General features: G+C 35.2%; 20 protein-coding genes. 19 read left to right on the top strand and 1 reads right to left on the bottom strand.

The window, feature by feature from the left end; genetic code table 11:
- The first annotated feature begins 186 nt into the window (after positions 1 to 186).
- Genes K7G93_RS08525 through K7G93_RS08500 form a run of 6 tightly spaced genes read left to right on the top strand, consistent with a single transcriptional unit; the run spans position 187 to position 5,366 of the window.
- Entirely contained in the window at positions 187 to 1,536 is a 1,350-nt protein-coding gene (locus K7G93_RS08525; RefSeq protein ID WP_226690903.1) for an NAD(P)/FAD-dependent oxidoreductase, read from the top strand.
- Positions 1,537 to 1,548: 12 nt separating this feature from the next.
- A complete protein-coding gene (locus K7G93_RS08520) occupies positions 1,549 to 1,905 on the top strand; it encodes a DUF5368 family protein (RefSeq protein WP_049214354.1) in 357 nt (118 codons plus the stop codon).
- A gap of 21 nt (positions 1,906 to 1,926) precedes the next feature.
- Positions 1,927 to 2,808 (top strand): MBL fold metallo-hydrolase, encoded by an 882-nt coding sequence (locus tag K7G93_RS08515; RefSeq protein WP_191135283.1) that lies wholly within the window; start codon positions 1,927 to 1,929, stop codon positions 2,806 to 2,808.
- A gap of 18 nt (positions 2,809 to 2,826) precedes the next feature.
- Positions 2,827 to 3,351 carry a rhodanese family protein gene (locus tag K7G93_RS08510; RefSeq protein ID WP_049214356.1) on the top strand — a complete coding sequence of 175 codons (525 nt, stop codon included), beginning with the start codon at positions 2,827 to 2,829 and terminating at the stop codon, positions 3,349 to 3,351.
- Between the two features lie 54 nt (positions 3,352 to 3,405).
- A complete protein-coding gene (locus tag K7G93_RS08505) occupies positions 3,406 to 5,061 on the top strand; it encodes a SulP family inorganic anion transporter (protein WP_228400359.1) in 1,656 nt (551 codons plus the stop codon).
- Between the two features lie 8 nt (positions 5,062 to 5,069).
- Complete coding sequence (locus tag K7G93_RS08500; protein ID WP_049214358.1) at positions 5,070 to 5,366, top strand: ArsR/SmtB family transcription factor; 297 nt, start codon at positions 5,070 to 5,072, stop codon at positions 5,364 to 5,366.
- 58 nt (positions 5,367 to 5,424) lie between these two features.
- Here the strand turns inward: K7G93_RS08500 and glpX are convergent, their stop codons facing one another.
- Positions 5,425 to 6,438: a class II fructose-bisphosphatase gene (gene glpX, locus K7G93_RS08495; RefSeq protein WP_160531567.1), complete on the bottom strand. Its 1,014-nt coding sequence runs from the start codon at positions 6,436 to 6,438 to the stop codon at positions 5,425 to 5,427.
- Between the two features lie 214 nt (positions 6,439 to 6,652).
- Between glpX and zapB the strand changes: the two genes are divergently transcribed.
- The 13 genes from zapB (at position 6,653) to K7G93_RS08430 (ending at position 17,452) form a co-directional block, all read left to right on the top strand.
- Positions 6,653 to 6,871 (top strand): cell division protein ZapB, encoded by a 219-nt coding sequence (zapB, locus tag K7G93_RS08490; RefSeq protein WP_049214360.1) that lies wholly within the window; start codon positions 6,653 to 6,655, stop codon positions 6,869 to 6,871.
- 55 nt (positions 6,872 to 6,926) lie between these two features.
- A complete protein-coding gene (gene mioC / locus K7G93_RS08485; protein ID WP_049214361.1) occupies positions 6,927 to 7,370 on the top strand; it encodes an FMN-binding protein MioC in 444 nt (147 codons plus the stop codon).
- Positions 7,371 to 7,863: 493 nt separating this feature from the next.
- Complete coding sequence (mnmG, locus tag K7G93_RS08480) at positions 7,864 to 9,753, top strand: tRNA uridine-5-carboxymethylaminomethyl(34) synthesis enzyme MnmG (protein WP_115323317.1); 1,890 nt, start codon at positions 7,864 to 7,866, stop codon at positions 9,751 to 9,753.
- Complete coding sequence (gene rsmG, locus K7G93_RS08475) at positions 9,753 to 10,385, top strand: 16S rRNA (guanine(527)-N(7))-methyltransferase RsmG (RefSeq protein ID WP_224045839.1); 633 nt, start codon at positions 9,753 to 9,755, stop codon at positions 10,383 to 10,385. Before mnmG ends, rsmG begins: the two co-directional genes overlap by 1 nt.
- A gap of 138 nt (positions 10,386 to 10,523) precedes the next feature.
- Positions 10,524 to 10,910, top strand: coding sequence for an ATP synthase subunit I (locus K7G93_RS08470; RefSeq protein ID WP_160531564.1), 387 nt, complete (start codon positions 10,524 to 10,526; stop codon positions 10,908 to 10,910).
- A 33-nt stretch (positions 10,911 to 10,943) separates the two neighbouring features.
- Positions 10,944 to 11,738 carry a F0F1 ATP synthase subunit A gene (gene atpB / locus K7G93_RS08465; RefSeq protein ID WP_049214365.1) on the top strand — a complete coding sequence of 265 codons (795 nt, stop codon included), beginning with the start codon at positions 10,944 to 10,946 and terminating at the stop codon, positions 11,736 to 11,738.
- A 56-nt stretch (positions 11,739 to 11,794) separates the two neighbouring features.
- Positions 11,795 to 12,049: a F0F1 ATP synthase subunit C gene (gene atpE, locus K7G93_RS08460; RefSeq protein WP_049214366.1), complete on the top strand. Its 255-nt coding sequence runs from the start codon at positions 11,795 to 11,797 to the stop codon at positions 12,047 to 12,049.
- A 76-nt stretch (positions 12,050 to 12,125) separates the two neighbouring features.
- A complete protein-coding gene (atpF, locus tag K7G93_RS08455; RefSeq protein ID WP_115323314.1) occupies positions 12,126 to 12,596 on the top strand; it encodes a F0F1 ATP synthase subunit B in 471 nt (156 codons plus the stop codon).
- A 13-nt stretch (positions 12,597 to 12,609) separates the two neighbouring features.
- Positions 12,610 to 13,143, top strand: a complete 534-nt coding sequence (atpH, locus tag K7G93_RS08450) for a F0F1 ATP synthase subunit delta (protein ID WP_115323313.1) — start codon at positions 12,610 to 12,612, stop codon at positions 13,141 to 13,143.
- Between the two features lie 12 nt (positions 13,144 to 13,155).
- A complete protein-coding gene (gene atpA, locus K7G93_RS08445; RefSeq protein WP_049214369.1) occupies positions 13,156 to 14,697 on the top strand; it encodes a F0F1 ATP synthase subunit alpha in 1,542 nt (513 codons plus the stop codon).
- 25 nt (positions 14,698 to 14,722) lie between these two features.
- A complete protein-coding gene (gene atpG / locus K7G93_RS08440) occupies positions 14,723 to 15,592 on the top strand; it encodes a F0F1 ATP synthase subunit gamma (protein WP_049214370.1) in 870 nt (289 codons plus the stop codon).
- 17 nt (positions 15,593 to 15,609) lie between these two features.
- Positions 15,610 to 16,983, top strand: a complete 1,374-nt coding sequence (gene atpD / locus K7G93_RS08435) for a F0F1 ATP synthase subunit beta (RefSeq protein WP_049214371.1) — start codon at positions 15,610 to 15,612, stop codon at positions 16,981 to 16,983.
- Between the two features lie 40 nt (positions 16,984 to 17,023).
- On the top strand, positions 17,024 to 17,452 hold the full coding sequence (locus K7G93_RS08430) for a F0F1 ATP synthase subunit epsilon (RefSeq protein WP_049214372.1): 429 nt from the start codon (positions 17,024 to 17,026) through the stop codon (positions 17,450 to 17,452).
- Positions 17,453 to 17,460: the final 8 nt, after the last annotated feature.

Here is a 17,460-nt window from a genome sequence, read left to right as displayed (position 1 = left end):
TGTATCAATCATCTAATAACGCCCCCTAAAACTACTCAATATTTCTCGCTCAATATTATTTAAAAAATAAAAATTAACAAAATTAAAACAATTTATTCACATTTCTATTGATTTAATTCTCATATTGGATATATTTAATATTTATAAAATAAAATATTAAAATAACCAAATATAAGGGAGATAATAATGAGTCAATTTGATCAGATTAATCAAAGTAAACGTCAGTTTATACGTTCAGGTTTAGCAATGGGCACCTTCAGTGCAATTGGGGGTACTGGATTACTATTACCAAGCAGTGTAAAAGCAAACTTGCCTAAAATTTCTTCTTCTGCCAATATCGTTATAGCGGGTGCGGGTGCTGCGGGATTGACGATTGCTTCTCGACTAGCTGCTCGACTTGATCCTACGGCTAAAATTACCTTAATTGACTCTCGTATCGCACACTATTACCAACCAGGTTTTACCCTTGTTGCAGGGGGAATCAAACCTGAAAATTATGTTGTCTCTCAAACAGCGGATTATTTGCCTGAAAACGTAAAATGGATTCAAGCGTCAGTGAATGAATTTGATCCAGATAGCAACAGTCTAACAACCTCAACAGGCGAGAAAATCACCTACGATTATTTATTTGTTGCAACAGGTCTAAAACTAGATTACGACGCAATAGAAGGGATGGATGTTAATCTTATTGGCAAAAATGGTCTAGGTAGTGTTTATCACAGTCCATCTAGTGCCTATAAAACATGGCAATTATTGGACGAGTTTGCAAATAAAGGGGGAGATGCGGTCTTCTTACGTCCTGCAACAGAAATGAAATGTGCTGGTGCGCCATTAAAATATGCCTTTATTGTTCGTGATTACTTACAAAGAAGAGGCACACTCGACAAATCTAAACTGCTTTATAACGCTCACAATAACACATTATTCAGTGTACCTATCGTCGATGCAAAATTAAAAATGCTGTTTGCTGAAAAAAATATCCATGTAGATTATAACCGCGTGTTAACCGCGATTGATCCTGCTAAACGTATTGCAACATTTAACAGCCCTGAAGGAAAAGTCGACGTTAATTATGATTTTATTAACGTTGTACCTCCAATGAGAGCACCCGATGCAGTGCGTAACTCACCACTAGCTTGGCAAGAAGGCGGATTTGCAGCAGATGGTTGGGTTGAAGTTGAAAAACACAATCTACGTCATCGCCGTTATAAAAACGTGTTTGCAGTAGGTGATGTCGCAGGTGTACCGAAAGGAAAAACAGCAGCCAGTGTTAAATGGCAAGTACCTGTTGCAGTAGAACATTTATTAGCCGAGTTAGCGGGAAAACCTTGTGATGAAGTTTACAATGGTTACACTTCTTGCCCAATGATTACTCAACTGGGTAAAGGCATGTTAATTGAATTTGACTATAACAATCACTTGACGCCATCTTTCCCTGGCATCATTGCACCGTTAGAAGAATTATGGGCAACATGGGCAATTAAAACATTAGGTTTAAAACCAACTTATTTAGGCATGTTACGCGGATTAGCTTAAGGAGAATTAACAATGAAAGAAATGCAATTTGATACACTCTGGGCGGTAACCCAAATTATGTTAGGCTCATTCTTTTGGCCACTTCTCTTCGTTGTAGTGGTGGTCTTAGGTTCTTTCTTTTATTTATTAATCAAAGAAAAAGGCGTGGTGTCTTGCCGTTTAAAAGGTAGCAGCTTTTTAGGTTTATTTGGTGGGGTCATTGCACTGTTCTTTTTATTTTCAATTTCTGAATCCTCAATTAGCAATTTAGGTGGACCAATCGATCTGATCTTGGTTATCTTGGCTTATATTGGTGGATTCTTAGGGAGCGCCATTTTATTGTATACCATTGCAGGTTTCTTAAAAGTAGGTCGCTGTTCTTGTAAATAAGATTAATGATTGGATAGGATAATGAAAAACGTCATTGCACCTGAAGTAAAAGCTTTTTTTGATAAAGCGACAAATACTTACAGTTATGTTGTAAGCGATCCAAAAAGTCAGGCATGTGCAGTTATTGATTCAGTCTTGGATTTAGATTATTCAGCAGGCTATATCAGTACAGAATCTGCCGACACCCTTATTAATTATGTTAAACAGCATAAATTGAAGGTTGAATGGATTTTAGAAACGCATGTTCATGCAGATCATTTGTCAGCAGCACCTTATTTACAAGAAAAATTAGGTGGAAAAACGGGTATAGGACAACATATTACTACGGTACAAAATGTATTCGGAAAAGCGTTTAATGCAGGAACAGAATTTGCTCGTGATGGCAGTCAGTTTAATCAATTATTCTGTGATGGTGACGAATTTTCAATTGGTCATCTTCATGTAACTGTCATACACACACCTGGTCATACACCTGCCTGTGTCAGTTATTTAATTGGTGATGCCGTATTCGTGGGAGACACATTATTCATGCCAGACTATGGTACAGCCCGTTGTGATTTTCCTGGCGGTGATGCAAATGTCTTATATCAATCTGTACAAAAATTGCTTGCCTTACCAGAACAAACACGTATGTTCTTGTGTCACGATTATTTACCGCAAGGTCGAACAGAATATTGTTATGAAACTACTGTAAAAGCACAAAAAGAGCAAAATATCCATATTCATAATGGGATTGAGCAAGCTCAATTTGTTAAAATGCGGCAAGATCGCGACACAACACTTTCTATGCCGAAACTGATCATTCCTTCTGTGCAAGTCAATATGAGAGCAGGATCATTACCACCAGCAGAAGATAATGGTCAAGTTTATCTCAAAGTTCCAATTAATTTATTCAAATCTTAACTTATATAGGAAAAATAAATGACTATTCAAACAATTAGCACCAATGAAGTATGTGAAAAACTCAAACAAGGTGCAGTATTAGTAGATATCAGACAACCTGATGAATATTTAAGAGAAAATATTGAAGCCGCAGAGCTTCAACCATTATCACAACTGGAAAGTCAAGGATTAAAAGGAAATGCCGCTAATGCGAATGTGGTTATTTTCCATTGTCGTTCTGGACGTCGCACACAGCAAGCAAGCAGTTTGCTCTCTGCGCTGACTTCTGGCAAACAAGCATTTATTTTAGAAGGTGGAATTGATGCTTGGAAGGCCAACAACCAGCCAACTCGCCTCAATCGTTCTCAACCTTTAGAAATGATGAGACAAGTCCAAATTGCTGCAGGAGGTTTAACATTGCTCGGGGCAATTTTAGGTTGGCAAGTATCACCTGTGTTTTATGGATTATGCGCTTTTGTTGGTGCAGGTTTATTATTAGCAGGAACAACAGGATTCTGTGGAATGGCACGTTTGTTAGCATTTATGCCTTGGAATCGTCAATAAAAATATAAAAAGTAGAAGTCAAAAAACTTCTACTTCCTTCTTATCTAATTCTCTATGTTACGTTATCTGCCTATTACACATTGGCTTTCTCACTATAATATTACATTATTTAGACAAGATTTTTTAGCTGCCATTGTGGTTACCCTTATGCTAGTGCCACAATCACTTTCTTATGCACTTTTAGCAGGTGTTCCACCGTATATTGGTCTTTATTCCAGTATTGCACCACTGCTTTTATATGCTTTATTTGGTAGTAGTCGAACACTTTCTGTTGGTCCTATTGCTATTACGTCATTAATGACCGCTTCCATTGCCAGTTCTTATGCAGACCCTAACTCTGCAGACTATTTGACAACTGTTATTTTATTAGCACTATTATCAGGCATAATCCTAATTATTATGAGTAGTTTACGTCTAGGATTTTTGGCTAACTTCTTAAGTAATCCTGTCAACATAGGATTTACTACGGCATCTGCAATTATCATTATCTTTAGTCAAATTAAACATTTACTGGGCATTCAGGCACAAGGTGATAACTTATACGATCTTATTGTTTCCTTATATGCCGATCTGCAACATATTAATTGGATCACATTTTGTCTAAGTCTCATTGGATTTGGCTTACTTTATTCAATCAAGCATTTTTCACGTTATATATCAAATAACACGCTTTCACAAAGTCTAAGACGCTTTTCACCTGTCATCGTGATAGCGCTACTTTCATTTTTCATATGGTACTGGCAGCTATTTTTTCAAAATACCAAAATTGTTGGAGAAATCCCCTCTAAATTTGATTTTATTCACTGGAATAGTATTTCTCTTGAAAAACTCAACGCACTTTTACCTGGCGCATTCTTAATTAGTCTCGTTAGCTTCGCCAGCAGCATTTCAATTGGTAAATTATTAGCAACAAAAAAACATGAACAAATCAAAGCTAACCAAGAACTCTTTGGTTTAGGTATAGCAAATATTGGTGTTGCATTAAGTGGCGGAATGCCAGTAACGGGAGGATTTTCACGTTCTGTTGTCAACGAAGAAGCTGGTGCTCAAACACAATTAGCGAGTATTTTTACTGCATTCGGTACATTAATGACCATTTTATGGTTTTCCGACTTTTTATACTATATGCCACTGAGTATCCTATCTGTGACAATTATTATTGCAGTTATCCCAATGATCGATTATTCAGCACTAAAACAAGCCTTTCGCTACGATAAGCTGGAAGGATTAGTTATGCTTACAACTATTATTTTAACTCTGATTAAAGGAATGGAAATAGGGCTTGCAACTGGTATTTTTATCTCTTTGGTAGCATATATTTATCGAACTATCCAACCTAAAATTAGTCAAATTAATCAAAATGACATATCATACAAACAATATGACTGCTGTAAAGAAGAGTGTGTTATTCTAAAAATTGAAGGTAATTTATATTTTGCTAACATTGATTATATAGAAAATAAAATTAATACTATTTTAAATAAAGATAAAAAAATAGTTTGTTTTATTTTAGATTTATCACAAGTCAATTACCTTGATCTATCTTGTTTAAAAAGTTTAATTTCAATTAACAGCCAAATGAATAAAATAAATAAAAAACTCTATTTAATTAATATAAATAGCCAAATTTATTCCCATTTTAGAAAAGTCGAATATGCTTATTTAATAAATAAAAAGAATACAGAAAATAAAAACCATACTGGAGTATAGTAAAAATAATGGAAGAAATATTCTCGAAATGTGATGAAGCAACCTCTTTTTTAAAATCATTCTCTAATCCTAATAGACTAATGATTTTATGTTGCATTCTAGACCAAAAACGCAATGTAACTGATATTACTAAGTTAACAGGATTACCTCAAGCCTCTGTATCAAATCAACTCTCTGTATTAAGAGAAAAAAAATTAATTGATTGTGAAAAACGCCATAGAGAAAGATTATATTATATTGCTGATCCTAAAGTACTCGAAATAATGCATCTTCTTCATAAATTCTTCTGTGAAAAAAATAATTAATATTGGAAAAAATTAAAAAAGCACTATAAAAATAGTGCTTTTTTATGAAAAAAATAAATTATGCACCAATAATTCGATAAAGTGCAGTATCTTTTCTATCTAAATAATGAACAGATTGAATACGACGAATAGTACGTGAACGACCGCGAATTAATAAGGTTTCTGTTGTGGCTAAGTTGCCTTTACGATGAATCCCTTTCAATAAATCACCATTTGTGATGCCTGTTGCAGAAAAAACTAAATTATCATCACGAACTAAATCGTCTAACTTTAATACCTGATTAACCCCAATCCCCATTTCCTGACAACGACGAATTTCATCTGCTGCAATTGCTTGATTTTCAACAGTACTGCCTTTAACTTGATCACGAGGTAATAAACGTGCTTGCATTTCACCACCTAAAGCACGTACTGCTCCTGCTGCAATAACCCCTTCTGGTGCACCACCAATACCATACAACATATCTACCCCACCATCAGGTAAACAACATAAAATAGAAGCAGCAACATCACCATCAGGAATAGCAAGTACTTTCACACCTAACTGTTGCATTTTTTTGATTGTTTCATGATGACGTGGTTTATCTAATGTAATCACAGTTAATTGAGAAAGAAGTTTACCCATTTTAGATGCAACTCGGCGCAAATTTTGTTCTAAAGGTAAACTTAAATCAATCATTCCCTTTACTTCTGGACCAACAACTAATTTTTCCATATACATATCTGGTGCTTTTAAAAAGGTGTTTTTACCGCCTGCAGCAAGTACAGATAATGCGTTAGCTTGTCCCATAGCTGTCATTCGTGTTCCTTCTATTGGATCAACAGCAATAGAAACTTCCTCACCTTTACCAACACCTACTTTTTCACCAATATAAAGCATAGGTGCTTGATCAATTTCTCCTTCTCCAATAACTACCTCACCTATCATTTCAATTTGATTTAACATTAGACGCATTGCTTGGACTGCAGCATTATCTGCCGCTTCCTTATCACCACGCCCCAACCAAGCAAATCCTGCTAATGCTGCTGCTTCAGTGACTCTTGAAAATTCAATGGCTAATGCTCTATTCATATTTATTTATCCTCTATTTTAGTTGATCAAAACTCAGCGCTATTTTAGCATTTAGCAATCGATTGCGTAATTAAAAATAAAAAAATGATAATAATTTTTTCGAATGAAATTAGAAATTATGTTAATGTTGCAAGGAAATTTTATTCATCCGTTTAACAATCAAAGTTAACTAGAGTAGAATAACCAGACTTATCACATAGTAGAGGAAGCTTTTATGTCTTTAGAAATTTTAGATCAACTAGAAGAAAAAATTAAACAAGCAGTTGAAACTATTCAATTGCTTCAATTAGAAATAGAAGAATTAAAAGAAAAAAATAATCAATCAGAACAAGCTTATGATGCATTACGCAACGAAAATGAGCAATTAAAGAGTGAGCACCAAAACTGGCAAGAACGTTTACGTTCATTGCTAGGTAAAATTGACAACGTATAATTGATTTTTTCATTGAGGCTTAGTTTTTCTAAGCCTTATTTTTTAGGAGGAATTAATGAAACCCAAAATTTGTATTATTACGGGAAGCACGCTAGGCGGTGCAGAATATGTCGCAGAACATATTGCTGATGTGCTTGAGCAACAAGACTATGAAGTCCGATTAGAACACGGACCAAGTATTGAAGACGTTATCAATGAAAAATGTTGGTTAGTTGTCACTTCAACTCACGGCGCGGGCGAATTACCTGATAATATTAAGCCATTATTTGAAAAATTGGCTTTTCATTCAAAACCTTTAACAAATTTACGCTTTGCGGTGATCGGGTTAGGAAATTCTGACTATGACACTTTCTGTCATGCAGTAAATAAAGTTGAACAATTACTGTTAGCTAAAGAGGCTTTACAACTTTGTGATTCTTTAAGAATGGATATGTTACATATTAACGATCCTGAACAAACCGCAGAAGAATGGTTACCTCAATTCACCAATCAATTGTAGTTTTTTCCTCTATAAAAATGATATGCTAAGTTTTTTGCATATCATTTTTTATTCTCTTTTTGTTTGTCATTTAAGCACTCAAATATTGTTATAACTGTGGATAAGTCAGTTTAAAACTGTATAAAATCTGTTTTTATGCAATGAATAAAATTGATTTATTTTTATATTGTGGATAACTTTGCTTTTTTTACACAAGTTTTTTAACCTTAAAAAGAGAGATCTTAACAGGATAAAATAAGATCTAACTTATTCATTTTAAATAGGAAAAAGATCTTAATCACAGATTCTAATGATCTTAATAATAGCAATAATAAGATCTCTTTATATAAAAAGATCTTATTTTTACTAACGTATGATCCTTTTTTCAGATCCTAACTCATTCTAGATCATAAAATGTTTCTTTTAAGGATCTGTAAATTTCAGTAGAATAGCCAACCAGCAAAATAAAGGATCAAAAGATCGAAAAATACAAGATAAATTAGTAAAGGTTATTATGTTTTATACTGAAAATTATGATGTGATCGTGATTGGCGGAGGTCATGCAGGAACAGAAGCTGCACTTGCGCCAGCACGTATGGGACTAAAAACACTCCTTCTTACCCATAATATAGATACATTAGGTCAAATGTCTTGTAATCCTGCAATTGGTGGTATTGGTAAAGGTCATTTAGTCAGAGAAATTGATGCAATGGGTGGATTAATGGCAACAGCCGCTGACCAAGCAGGAATCCAATTTCGCACATTAAACAGCAGTAAAGGCCCAGCGGTCCGTGCGACACGAGCTCAAGCTGACCGTGTTTTATATCGTCAAGCAGTACGTATTGCTTTAGAAAATCAAGAAAACTTAGATATTTTCCAACAAGAAGTCACTGATATTATTTTAGAAGGGGATCGCGTTTCAGGTGTTGAAACCAAAATGGGTTTGAAATTCCGTGCAAAAGCTGCGATTTTAACTGCGGGTACATTCTTATCAGGTAAGATCCACATTGGTTTAGAAAACTATACAGGTGGTCGTGCAGGCGATCCTGCTTCTGTAATGCTTGCAGAACGTTTGCGCGATCTTAATTTACGAGTGGATCGTTTAAAAACAGGCACACCGCCACGTATTGATGCGAGAACCATTGATTTTTCTATCTTAGCAAAACAACACGGCGATGAAAAATTACCTGTATTTTCATTTATGGGATCAGTAGATCAACACCCTCGTCAAATTCCTTGTTTTATTACTCATACTAATGAACAAACGCACGAAGTGATCCGTAATAATTTGGATCGCAGTCCAATGTATGCAGGAATTATCGAAGGGATCGGTCCACGTTATTGCCCATCGATCGAAGATAAAGTTATGCGTTTCTCTGAACGCAATTCACATCAGATCTATCTTGAACCTGAGGGGTTAACTAGTAATGAGATCTACCCAAACGGGATCTCAACTAGTTTACCTTTTGATGTGCAGATGAAGATCGTAAATTCAATGAAAGGGATGGAAAAAGCACGCATTGTTAAACCAGGTTATGCAATTGAATATGATTATTTTGATCCACGCGATCTCAAACCAACCTTAGAAACTAAATCTATATCAGGTTTATTCTTTGCTGGTCAAATTAACGGGACAACTGGTTATGAAGAAGCCGCTGCACAAGGTTTGTTAGCAGGTATTAACGCTGGTTTATTTGTACAAGAAAAAGATGCTTGGTTCCCACGTCGTGATCAGGCTTATGTTGGTGTATTAGTCGATGATCTTTGTACTTTAGGTACAAGAGAGCCTTACCGAGTGTTCACTTCGCGTGCTGAATATCGCTTATTATTGCGTGAAGACAATGCAGATAGTCGTTTAACACCAATTGCACAGAAATTAGGTTTGATTAGTGAAGAGCGTTGGGCAAGATTTAATCAAAAAATGGAAAATATTGAATTAGAGCGCCAACGTTTACGTCAAATTTGGTTGCATCCACGTTCAGAACATTTGGAAGAAGCAAATCAAGTGCTAAGCAGCCCATTAGTCCGTGAAGCAAGTGGTGAAGACTTATTACGTCGTCCTGAAATTAATTATCAAATTTTGACCGCACTTACACCATTCCAACCTGCAATGGAAGATAAAGAAGCGGTTGAACAAGTGGAAATTGCGATTAAATACCAAGGTTATATTGAACATCAACAAGAAGAAATTGAGCGTCAAAAACGCCACGAAAATACCACAATTCCAGCAAATTTTGATTATTCAGTCGTTTCTGGTTTATCTAATGAAGTGCGTGCGAAATTAGAACAACATCGTCCAGTATCTATTGGGCAAGCTTCGCGTATTTCAGGCATTACCCCAGCTGCAATTTCAATTTTACTCGTCAACTTGAAAAAGCAGGGTATGTTAAAACGGGGTGAATAATGTCTAATCTTGAACAAAAATTAGTTGATAAGTTAGAAATTTTATTAAAACAAACCGCACTTTCGATAACCGATCAACAGAAAGTACAATTAGTAAAGTTAGTTTTACTCTTACATAAATGGAATAAAACTTATAACCTGACTTCAGTACGTGATCCAATGGATATGTTAGTTAAACATATCTTAGATAGCTTAGTTGTGAGTCCTCATTTACAAGGTAATCGTTTTATTGATGTGGGTACAGGACCTGGTTTGCCTGGATTACCTTTGGCAATCATTAATCCAGAAAAACATTTTGTACTGTTGGATAGTTTAGGTAAAAGAATAAGTTTTATTCGTAATGCATTACGTGAGTTAAGGATTATTAATGTTGAACCTGTACTGAGTCGTGTTGAGGACTATCAACCAAAACAATCATTTGATGGTGTATTAAGTCGAGCATTTGCTTCCTTAAAAGATATGACTGATTTGTGTCAACATTTACCAAATAAGCAAGGTTATTTTTATGCTTTAAAAGGAATTTACAATCAAGAAGAAGTTCTTCAATTAGACCCTAAATTCACAGTTGAAAAAGTAATAGAACTACAAGTACCAACCCTTGTAGGGGAAAGGCATTTAGTAATTGTTAAGTAAAATTTAAATAAATGTTTAAAAAATATAATTTTGTGATCAATTTCACATTTTTTGAATTTTAATCGAATTGAAACTAGCGTATAATCTGGCATAATTTTGTTTTGATTTAGCTATTTACCAAGAATAGCAGTATAGATAATGTCTAGAGTAATAGCCCAAGCAAAGAAAAAGTATAAAATTTCAATTATTGCTGAATGTTTTATTTTACTAATAACAGCATTAGTTTTAATGAGTTGGCAATGGCAAACGGCTATTTCTTTTTATCTTGGTGCGATGGCTATTTTCTTGCCATATTGTGTGTTTGTATTTTTAGTTTTTTTTAGAAAAAAACAACAGTTTTCTAATAAAATAACTTATTTTTATTATGGGGAAGGGATTAAATTCCTATTGACGATTGTTTGTATTATAGCAACATTTAAATTTTTTTCCTCAATGCAGCCAATAGCATTTTTTAGCGGTTATTTTATTGCGATTATATTGAATAACATTCTTCCATTTTTGGTTGATAAATACATAAAAATATAGAATTTTCACAAAATATTATTAAAAGGAATAATCATGGCAGCAGAACTAACAACAGCTGGATATATTAGCCACCACTTATCGTTCCTTACAACAGGCGATTCTTTTTGGCATGTTCATTTAGATACACTTTTCTTCTCTCTTGTTTCAGGTATTATTTTTCTTTTTATTTTTTCACGTGTAGCAAAAAAAGCTACTTCTGATGTACCAAGTAAATTGCAATGTTTTGTTGAGATTATGGTTGATTGGGTTGATGGGATTGTAAAAGAAAATTTTCAAGGTCCACGTGGTACAATTGGTCCATTAGCATTAACTATTTTCTGCTGGGTATTCATTATGAATGCGATAGACTTAATCCCAGTTGATTTTTTACCACAGTTAGCGCATTTATTTGGTATTGAATATCTAAGAGCAGTACCTACAGCAGATATCAGCGGTACATTAGGTCTTTCTATTGGCGTATTCTTTTTAATTATTTTCTATACTATTAAATCGAAAGGTATGAGTGGTTTTGTAAAAGAATATACGCTTCATCCATTTAATCATCCATTGTTAATTCCAGTTAACTTAGCACTTGAATCAGTAACATTATTAGCAAAACCTGTTTCCTTAGCATTCCGTCTTTTCGGTAATATGTATGCAGGTGAGCTTATTTTTATTTTGATTGCTGTAATGTATATGGCAAATAATTTTGCTTTAAATTCAATGGGTGTTTTCATGCATTTAGTTTGGGCAATTTTCCATATCTTAGTTATTACACTGCAAGCATTTATTTTTATGATGTTAACAGTTGTTTATTTGAGTATGGGTTATAACAAAACTGAACACTAATTTTTTATAAACAAAACTGGACGTTAGGTCTAAATTTCAATCTTATGGAGAAAATTATGGAAACTGTAATTACTACAACGATCATCGCATCTGCAATTCTTCTTGCTGTTGCTGCATTAGGTACTGCATTAGGTTTTGCTATCTTAGGTGGTAAATTTTTAGAGTCATCAGCTCGTCAACCTGAGTTAGCTGGTAGCTTACAAATTAAAATGTTTATCGTTGCAGGCCTTCTAGATGCGATTTCAATGATTGCTGTAGGTATTGCATTGTTATTTATCTTCGCTAACCCATTCATCGAATTATTAAAATAATTGTTGGTTTGCAAATAACAGCAAATAATTACTCATATCGAGTAATCTAAACAATAATTATTAGGGAGGAGTGGTTGTGAATTTAAATGCAACACTGATTGGTCAACTTATTGCCTTTGCAATTTTCGTTACATTTTGTATGAAATTTGTTTGGCCACCAATTATTAAAGCGATTGAAGAGCGTCAGCGTGCAATAGCAAATGCACTTGCATCTGCTGAAGCAGCAAGAAAAGAACAAGCTGATACCAAGGCTTTAGTAGAGCAAGAAATCACAGATGCTAAAGTACGTGCTCAGCAGATCATTGATTTAGCGAATAAACGCCGTAATGAAATTTTAGAAGAAGTGAAAGCAGAGGCAGAAGCAGCTAAAGCTCAAATTATTGAACAAGGCTATGCGGAAGTGGCTGCTGAACGCAAACGTGTTCAAGAAGAATTACGCGTTAAAGTTGCATCACTTGCTATTGCTGGTGCTGAGAAAATTGTTGGTCGTACAGTTGATGAAGCGGCAAACAATGACATTATTGATAAATTAGTTGCAGAACTATAAGAAGGTTGGGCTTATGTCAGAATTAACTACAATAGCTCGCCCTTATGCCAAAGCAGCTTTTGATTTTGCAGTAGAGCAAAGTACGGTTGAAAAATGGGCAGAAATGTTAAAATTTTCATCTGAGTTAATTAAAGATGAAACAATGCAAACATTTTTGAATAGTTCATTTTCTTCTAATAAGCTTGCTGATACTGTTATATCAATTTGTGGCGACCAGCTTGATCAATATGGGCAAAATCTTATTCGGTTAATGGCTGAAAATAAGCGTTTAATTGTGCTTCCTGCGGTTTATCAAGAATTTCAACATTATGTTGAAGAACATCAAAAAATAGTAGAAGTTCAAGTCATATCAGCTCAACCATTAAATGTAGCGCAATCTGAAAAAATTGTCGCAGCAATGGAAAAAAGATTAGCTCGTAAAGTTAAATTAAATTGTAGCTTAGATAGCTCACTTATTGCTGGAGTTATTATTCGTACAGATGATTTTGTTATTGATGGCAGTAGTCGTGGGCAACTTGCTCGTCTAGCAAATGAGCTGCAATTATAAGAGGAATAAAAGATGCAACTAAATTCTACAGAAATTAGTGAATTGATTAAAAAACGCATTGCCCAATTTGATGTAGTGAGTGAAGCTCGTAATACTGGGACAATCGTTTCTGTGAGTGACGGTATTATCCGTATTCATGGTTTAAGTGAAGTAATGCAAGGTGAAATGATTGCATTACCAGGTAATCGTTATGCTATGGCACTTAATCTTGAAAGAGATTCTGTAGGTGCAGTAGTAATGGGACCTTATGCTGATTTAGCAGAAGGAATGGAAGTCCAATGTACAGGTCGTATTCTAGAGGTACCTGTCGGACGTGGTTTATTAGGTCGTGTAGTAAATACATTAGGTGAACCAATCGATGGTAAAGGTGAAATTGTTAATGATGGTTTTTCACCTGTTGAAGTCATTGCACCTGGTGTTATTGATCGTAAATCAGTTGATCAACCAGTTCAAACTGGCTATAAAGCAGTTGACTCAATGGTGCCAATAGGTCGTGGTCAACGTGAATTAATTATCGGTGACCGTCAAACAGGTAAAACAGCACTAGCGATTGATGCTATTATTAATCAACGTGATTCAGGTATCAAATGTATCTATGTCGCTATCGGTCAAAAAGCTTCAACAATAGCTAACGTAGTGCGTAAATTAGAAGAGCATGGTGCGTTACAAAATACTATTGTTGTCGTTGCTTCAGCATCTGAATCTGCAGCATTACAATACCTTGCACCATATTCTGGTTGTGCAATGGGTGAGTATTTCCGTGATCGTGGTGAAGATGCATTAATTGTCTATGATGATCTGTCAAAACAAGCGGTAGCTTATCGCCAAATTTCATTATTATTACGTAGACCGCCTGGTCGCGAAGCCTTCCCTGGTGATGTGTTCTATTTACACTCTCGTTTACTTGAACGTGCTTCACGTGTAAATGAAGAATATGTTGAACGTTTTACTCATGGTGAAGTGAAAGGAAAAACAGGTTCTTTAACCGCTCTTCCTATTATTGAAACTCAGGCTGGTGATGTTTCGGCATTCGTTCCAACAAACGTAATTTCGATTACTGATGGTCAGATTTTCTTAGAATCTAACTTATTTAACTCAGGTATTCGTCCAGCTGTAAACCCAGGTATTTCTGTATCTCGTGTAGGTGGTTCTGCACAAACTAAAGTAGTAAAAAAATTAGCTGGTGGTATTCGTACTGCGCTTGCTCAATATCGTGAATTAGCTGCTTTTGCTCAATTTGCTTCTGATCTTGATGATGCAACACGCAAACAATTGTCTCATGGTCAAAAAGTGACTGAATTATTGAAACAAAAACAATATTCTCCATTATCAGTAGCGCAGCAAGCATTAGTGTTATTTGCAGTGGAATTTGGTTATTTAGACGAAGTCGAGTTAGATCGTATTGGTTCATTTGAATCGGCTCTTTTAGAGTATGCTAACCATAACTATGCAGATTTTATGCGCGAATTAACCCAATCTGGTAATTACAATGATGAAATTAAAGAATCATTGACAAACATTTTGGATAGCTTCAAAGCAAATAGTGCATGGTAAGTTAACACTTTAATGGAGAGACAAGATGGCAGGTGCTAAAGAGATAAGAACCAAAATCGCGAGTGTAAAAAGTACACAAAAAATTACCAAAGCGATGGAAATGGTTGCTGCCTCAAAAATGCGTAAAACGCAAGAACGTATGTCTGCTTCACGTCCGTATTCTGTCGCAATACGTAATGTGATCAGTCATGTCTCCAAAGCCAGTATTGGTTACAAACATCCGTTTTTGATTGAACGTGAAATAAAAAAAGTTGGTATTTTAATTGTTTCTACTGATCGCGGTTTATGTGGCGGTTTAAATGTGAATTTATTTAAAACTGCAATGACCGAAATAAAAAAATGGAAAGAACAAAATATAGGTGTAGAACTAGGTTTAATTGGATCTAAAGGTATTAGTTTTTTCCAATCTATTGGTATGAAAGTGAGAGGTCAACTTTCAGGTATGGGAGATACACCATCAGTTGAAGAATTGCTTGGTGTTGCAAATGGTATGTTTAACGCCTATAAAGAAGGTGAGGTTGATGCGGTTTATATTGTTTACAATAAGTTTGTTAATACAATGTCGCAAAAACCAATTTTACAACAGCTTGTACCTTTACCTGAATTAGAAGATGATAAATTAGCTGAAAAACAACAGGCTTGGGAATATTTATATGAGCCTGATGCGAAAGTATTACTTGATTCGTTACTTATTCGCTATTTAGAGTCTCAAGTTTATCAAACGGTAGTAGAAAATTTGGCTTCTGAGCAGGCAGCTCGAATGGTAGCAATGAAAGCAGCAACTGATAATGCAGGTAATTTAATCAATGACTTACAGTTGGTGTATAACAAAGCTCGTCAGGCAAGTATTACAAATGAATTAAATGAAATTGTTGCTGGCGCAGCAGCAATTTAACAAATAGAGGATCGGTAATGGCAACTGGAAAAATTGTACAAATCATCGGTGCGGTTATTGACGTTGAATTCCCACAAGATGCAGTACCAAAAGTATATGATGCCTTAAATGTTGAAACAGGTTTAGTCCTTGAAGTTCAGCAACAATTGGGTGGTGGTATTGTTCGTTGTATCGCAATGGGATCATCTGATGGTTTAAAACGTGGTTTAACAGTAACCAACACGAATAGTCCAATTTCTGTACCTGTAGGGACAAAAACATTGGGCCGTATTATGAATGTATTAGGTGAACCAATTGATGAACAAGGTCCAATTGGTGCGGAAGAAAATTGGTCTATTCACCGTGCTCCACCAAGTTATGAAGAACAATCTAATAGTACAGAACTTTTGGAAACAGGTATTAAAGTTATTGACTTAGTATGTCCATTTGCAAAAGGTGGTAAAGTTGGCCTATTCGGTGGTGCTGGTGTAGGTAAAACTGTTAATATGATGGAATTAATTCGTAACATCGCGATTGAACATTCAGGTTATTCTGTTTTTGCTGGGGTAGGTGAGCGTACACGTGAAGGTAACGATTTCTATCATGAAATGAAAGATTCTAATGTATTAGATAAAGTTTCTCTTGTTTATGGACAAATGAATGAGCCACCAGGTAACCGTTTACGTGTAGCGTTGACAGGTTTAACTATGGCAGAAAAATTCCGTGACGAGGGTAGAGATGTATTATTTTTCGTAGATAATATTTATCGTTATACCCTTGCAGGTACTGAGGTATCAGCATTATTAGGTCGTATGCCATCTGCGGTAGGTTACCAGCCAACTTTAGCAGAAGAAATGGGTGTGCTTCAAGAACGTATTACTTCGACCAAAACAGGTTCTATTACCTCTGTTCAAGCGGTTTATGTACCAGCTGATGACTTAACTGATCCGTCTCCAGCAACAACATTTGCGCACTTAGACTCAACAGTCGTATTAAGTCGTCAAATTGCATCGTTAGGTATTTATCCTGCAGTTGACCCGTTAGAATCAACTTCTCGTCAATTGGATCCATTAGTTGTTGGTGAAGAACATTACAATGTAGCTCGTGGTGTTCAAACAACATTACAACGCTATAAGGAATTGAAAGATATCATTGCAATTCTTGGTATGGATGAATTATCAGAAGATGATAAATTAGTAGTGGCACGTGCACGTAAGATCGAACGTTTCTTATCACAACCGTTCTTCGTAGCGGAAGTATTTAATGGTACGCCAGGTAAATACGTTCCATTGAAAGAAACAATTCGTGGCTTTAAAGGTATTTTAGAGGGTGAATATGACCATATTCCAGAACAAGCGTTCTATATGGCAGGCACCATTGATGAAGTATTAGAAAAAGCAGCAAAATTATAATTGCTTCTGAAAGCAACTAACCAGGCTTGAAGGAGAAAACATGTCAGTATTTAATTTAACTGTAGTTAGTGCGGAACAACAAATATTTTCTGGTCTAGTAAAGAGTATTCAGGCAACGGGTATTGAAGGTGAACTTGGTATTTTGGCAGGTCATACCCCATTACTTACTGCAATTAAGCCTGGTATTGTTAAACTTACTCTTGAAGATGGTAAAGAAGAAGTTGTTTATGTTTCAGGTGGTTTTTTAGAAGTTCAGCCAAATATTGTTACTGTATTAGCTGATACAGCAATTCGAGGTGATGAACTTGATGGTGATCGTATTTTAGCTGCGAAAAAACGTGCAGAAGAAAATATTCGTTCTCGTCATGGTGATGCAAATTATGAAATGTTGGCATCTAAACTATCTAAAGAATTGGCGAAACTACGTGCTTATGAATTGACAGAAAAATTAGTAAAAAATAAACGCTAATTAAATCA

The sequence above is a fragment of the Pasteurella canis genome (genome assembly GCF_020810675.1).
GTDB classification, from domain to species: Bacteria; Pseudomonadota; Gammaproteobacteria; order Enterobacterales; family Pasteurellaceae; genus Pasteurella; species Pasteurella canis.
Note: the sequence above shows the minus strand (reverse complement) of the source record. Positions and strands in the feature narration are given on the sequence as shown.

Coding starts and splice junctions, on each gene's coding strand:
- K7G93_RS08525 (WP_226690903.1), top strand. CDS start 187: ATGAGTCAATTTGATCAGATTAATCAAAGTAAACGTCAGTTTATACGT.
- K7G93_RS08520 (WP_049214354.1), top strand. CDS start 1,549: ATGAAAGAAATGCAATTTGATACACTCTGGGCGGTAACCCAAATTATG.
- K7G93_RS08515 (WP_191135283.1), top strand. CDS start 1,927: ATGAAAAACGTCATTGCACCTGAAGTAAAAGCTTTTTTTGATAAAGCG.
- K7G93_RS08510 (WP_049214356.1), top strand. CDS start 2,827: ATGACTATTCAAACAATTAGCACCAATGAAGTATGTGAAAAACTCAAA.
- K7G93_RS08505 (WP_228400359.1), top strand. CDS start 3,406: ATGTTACGTTATCTGCCTATTACACATTGGCTTTCTCACTATAATATT.
- K7G93_RS08500 (WP_049214358.1), top strand. CDS start 5,070: ATGGAAGAAATATTCTCGAAATGTGATGAAGCAACCTCTTTTTTAAAA.
- glpX (WP_160531567.1), bottom strand. CDS start 6,438: ATGAATAGAGCATTAGCCATTGAATTTTCAAGAGTCACTGAAGCAGCA.
- zapB (WP_049214360.1), top strand. CDS start 6,653: ATGTCTTTAGAAATTTTAGATCAACTAGAAGAAAAAATTAAACAAGCA.
- mioC (WP_049214361.1), top strand. CDS start 6,927: ATGAAACCCAAAATTTGTATTATTACGGGAAGCACGCTAGGCGGTGCA.
- mnmG (WP_115323317.1), top strand. CDS start 7,864: ATGTTTTATACTGAAAATTATGATGTGATCGTGATTGGCGGAGGTCAT.
- rsmG (WP_224045839.1), top strand. CDS start 9,753: ATGTCTAATCTTGAACAAAAATTAGTTGATAAGTTAGAAATTTTATTA.
- K7G93_RS08470 (WP_160531564.1), top strand. CDS start 10,524: ATGTCTAGAGTAATAGCCCAAGCAAAGAAAAAGTATAAAATTTCAATT.
- atpB (WP_049214365.1), top strand. CDS start 10,944: ATGGCAGCAGAACTAACAACAGCTGGATATATTAGCCACCACTTATCG.
- atpE (WP_049214366.1), top strand. CDS start 11,795: ATGGAAACTGTAATTACTACAACGATCATCGCATCTGCAATTCTTCTT.
- atpH (WP_115323313.1), top strand. CDS start 12,610: ATGTCAGAATTAACTACAATAGCTCGCCCTTATGCCAAAGCAGCTTTT.
- atpA (WP_049214369.1), top strand. CDS start 13,156: ATGCAACTAAATTCTACAGAAATTAGTGAATTGATTAAAAAACGCATT.
- atpG (WP_049214370.1), top strand. CDS start 14,723: ATGGCAGGTGCTAAAGAGATAAGAACCAAAATCGCGAGTGTAAAAAGT.
- atpD (WP_049214371.1), top strand. CDS start 15,610: ATGGCAACTGGAAAAATTGTACAAATCATCGGTGCGGTTATTGACGTT.
- K7G93_RS08430 (WP_049214372.1), top strand. CDS start 17,024: ATGTCAGTATTTAATTTAACTGTAGTTAGTGCGGAACAACAAATATTT.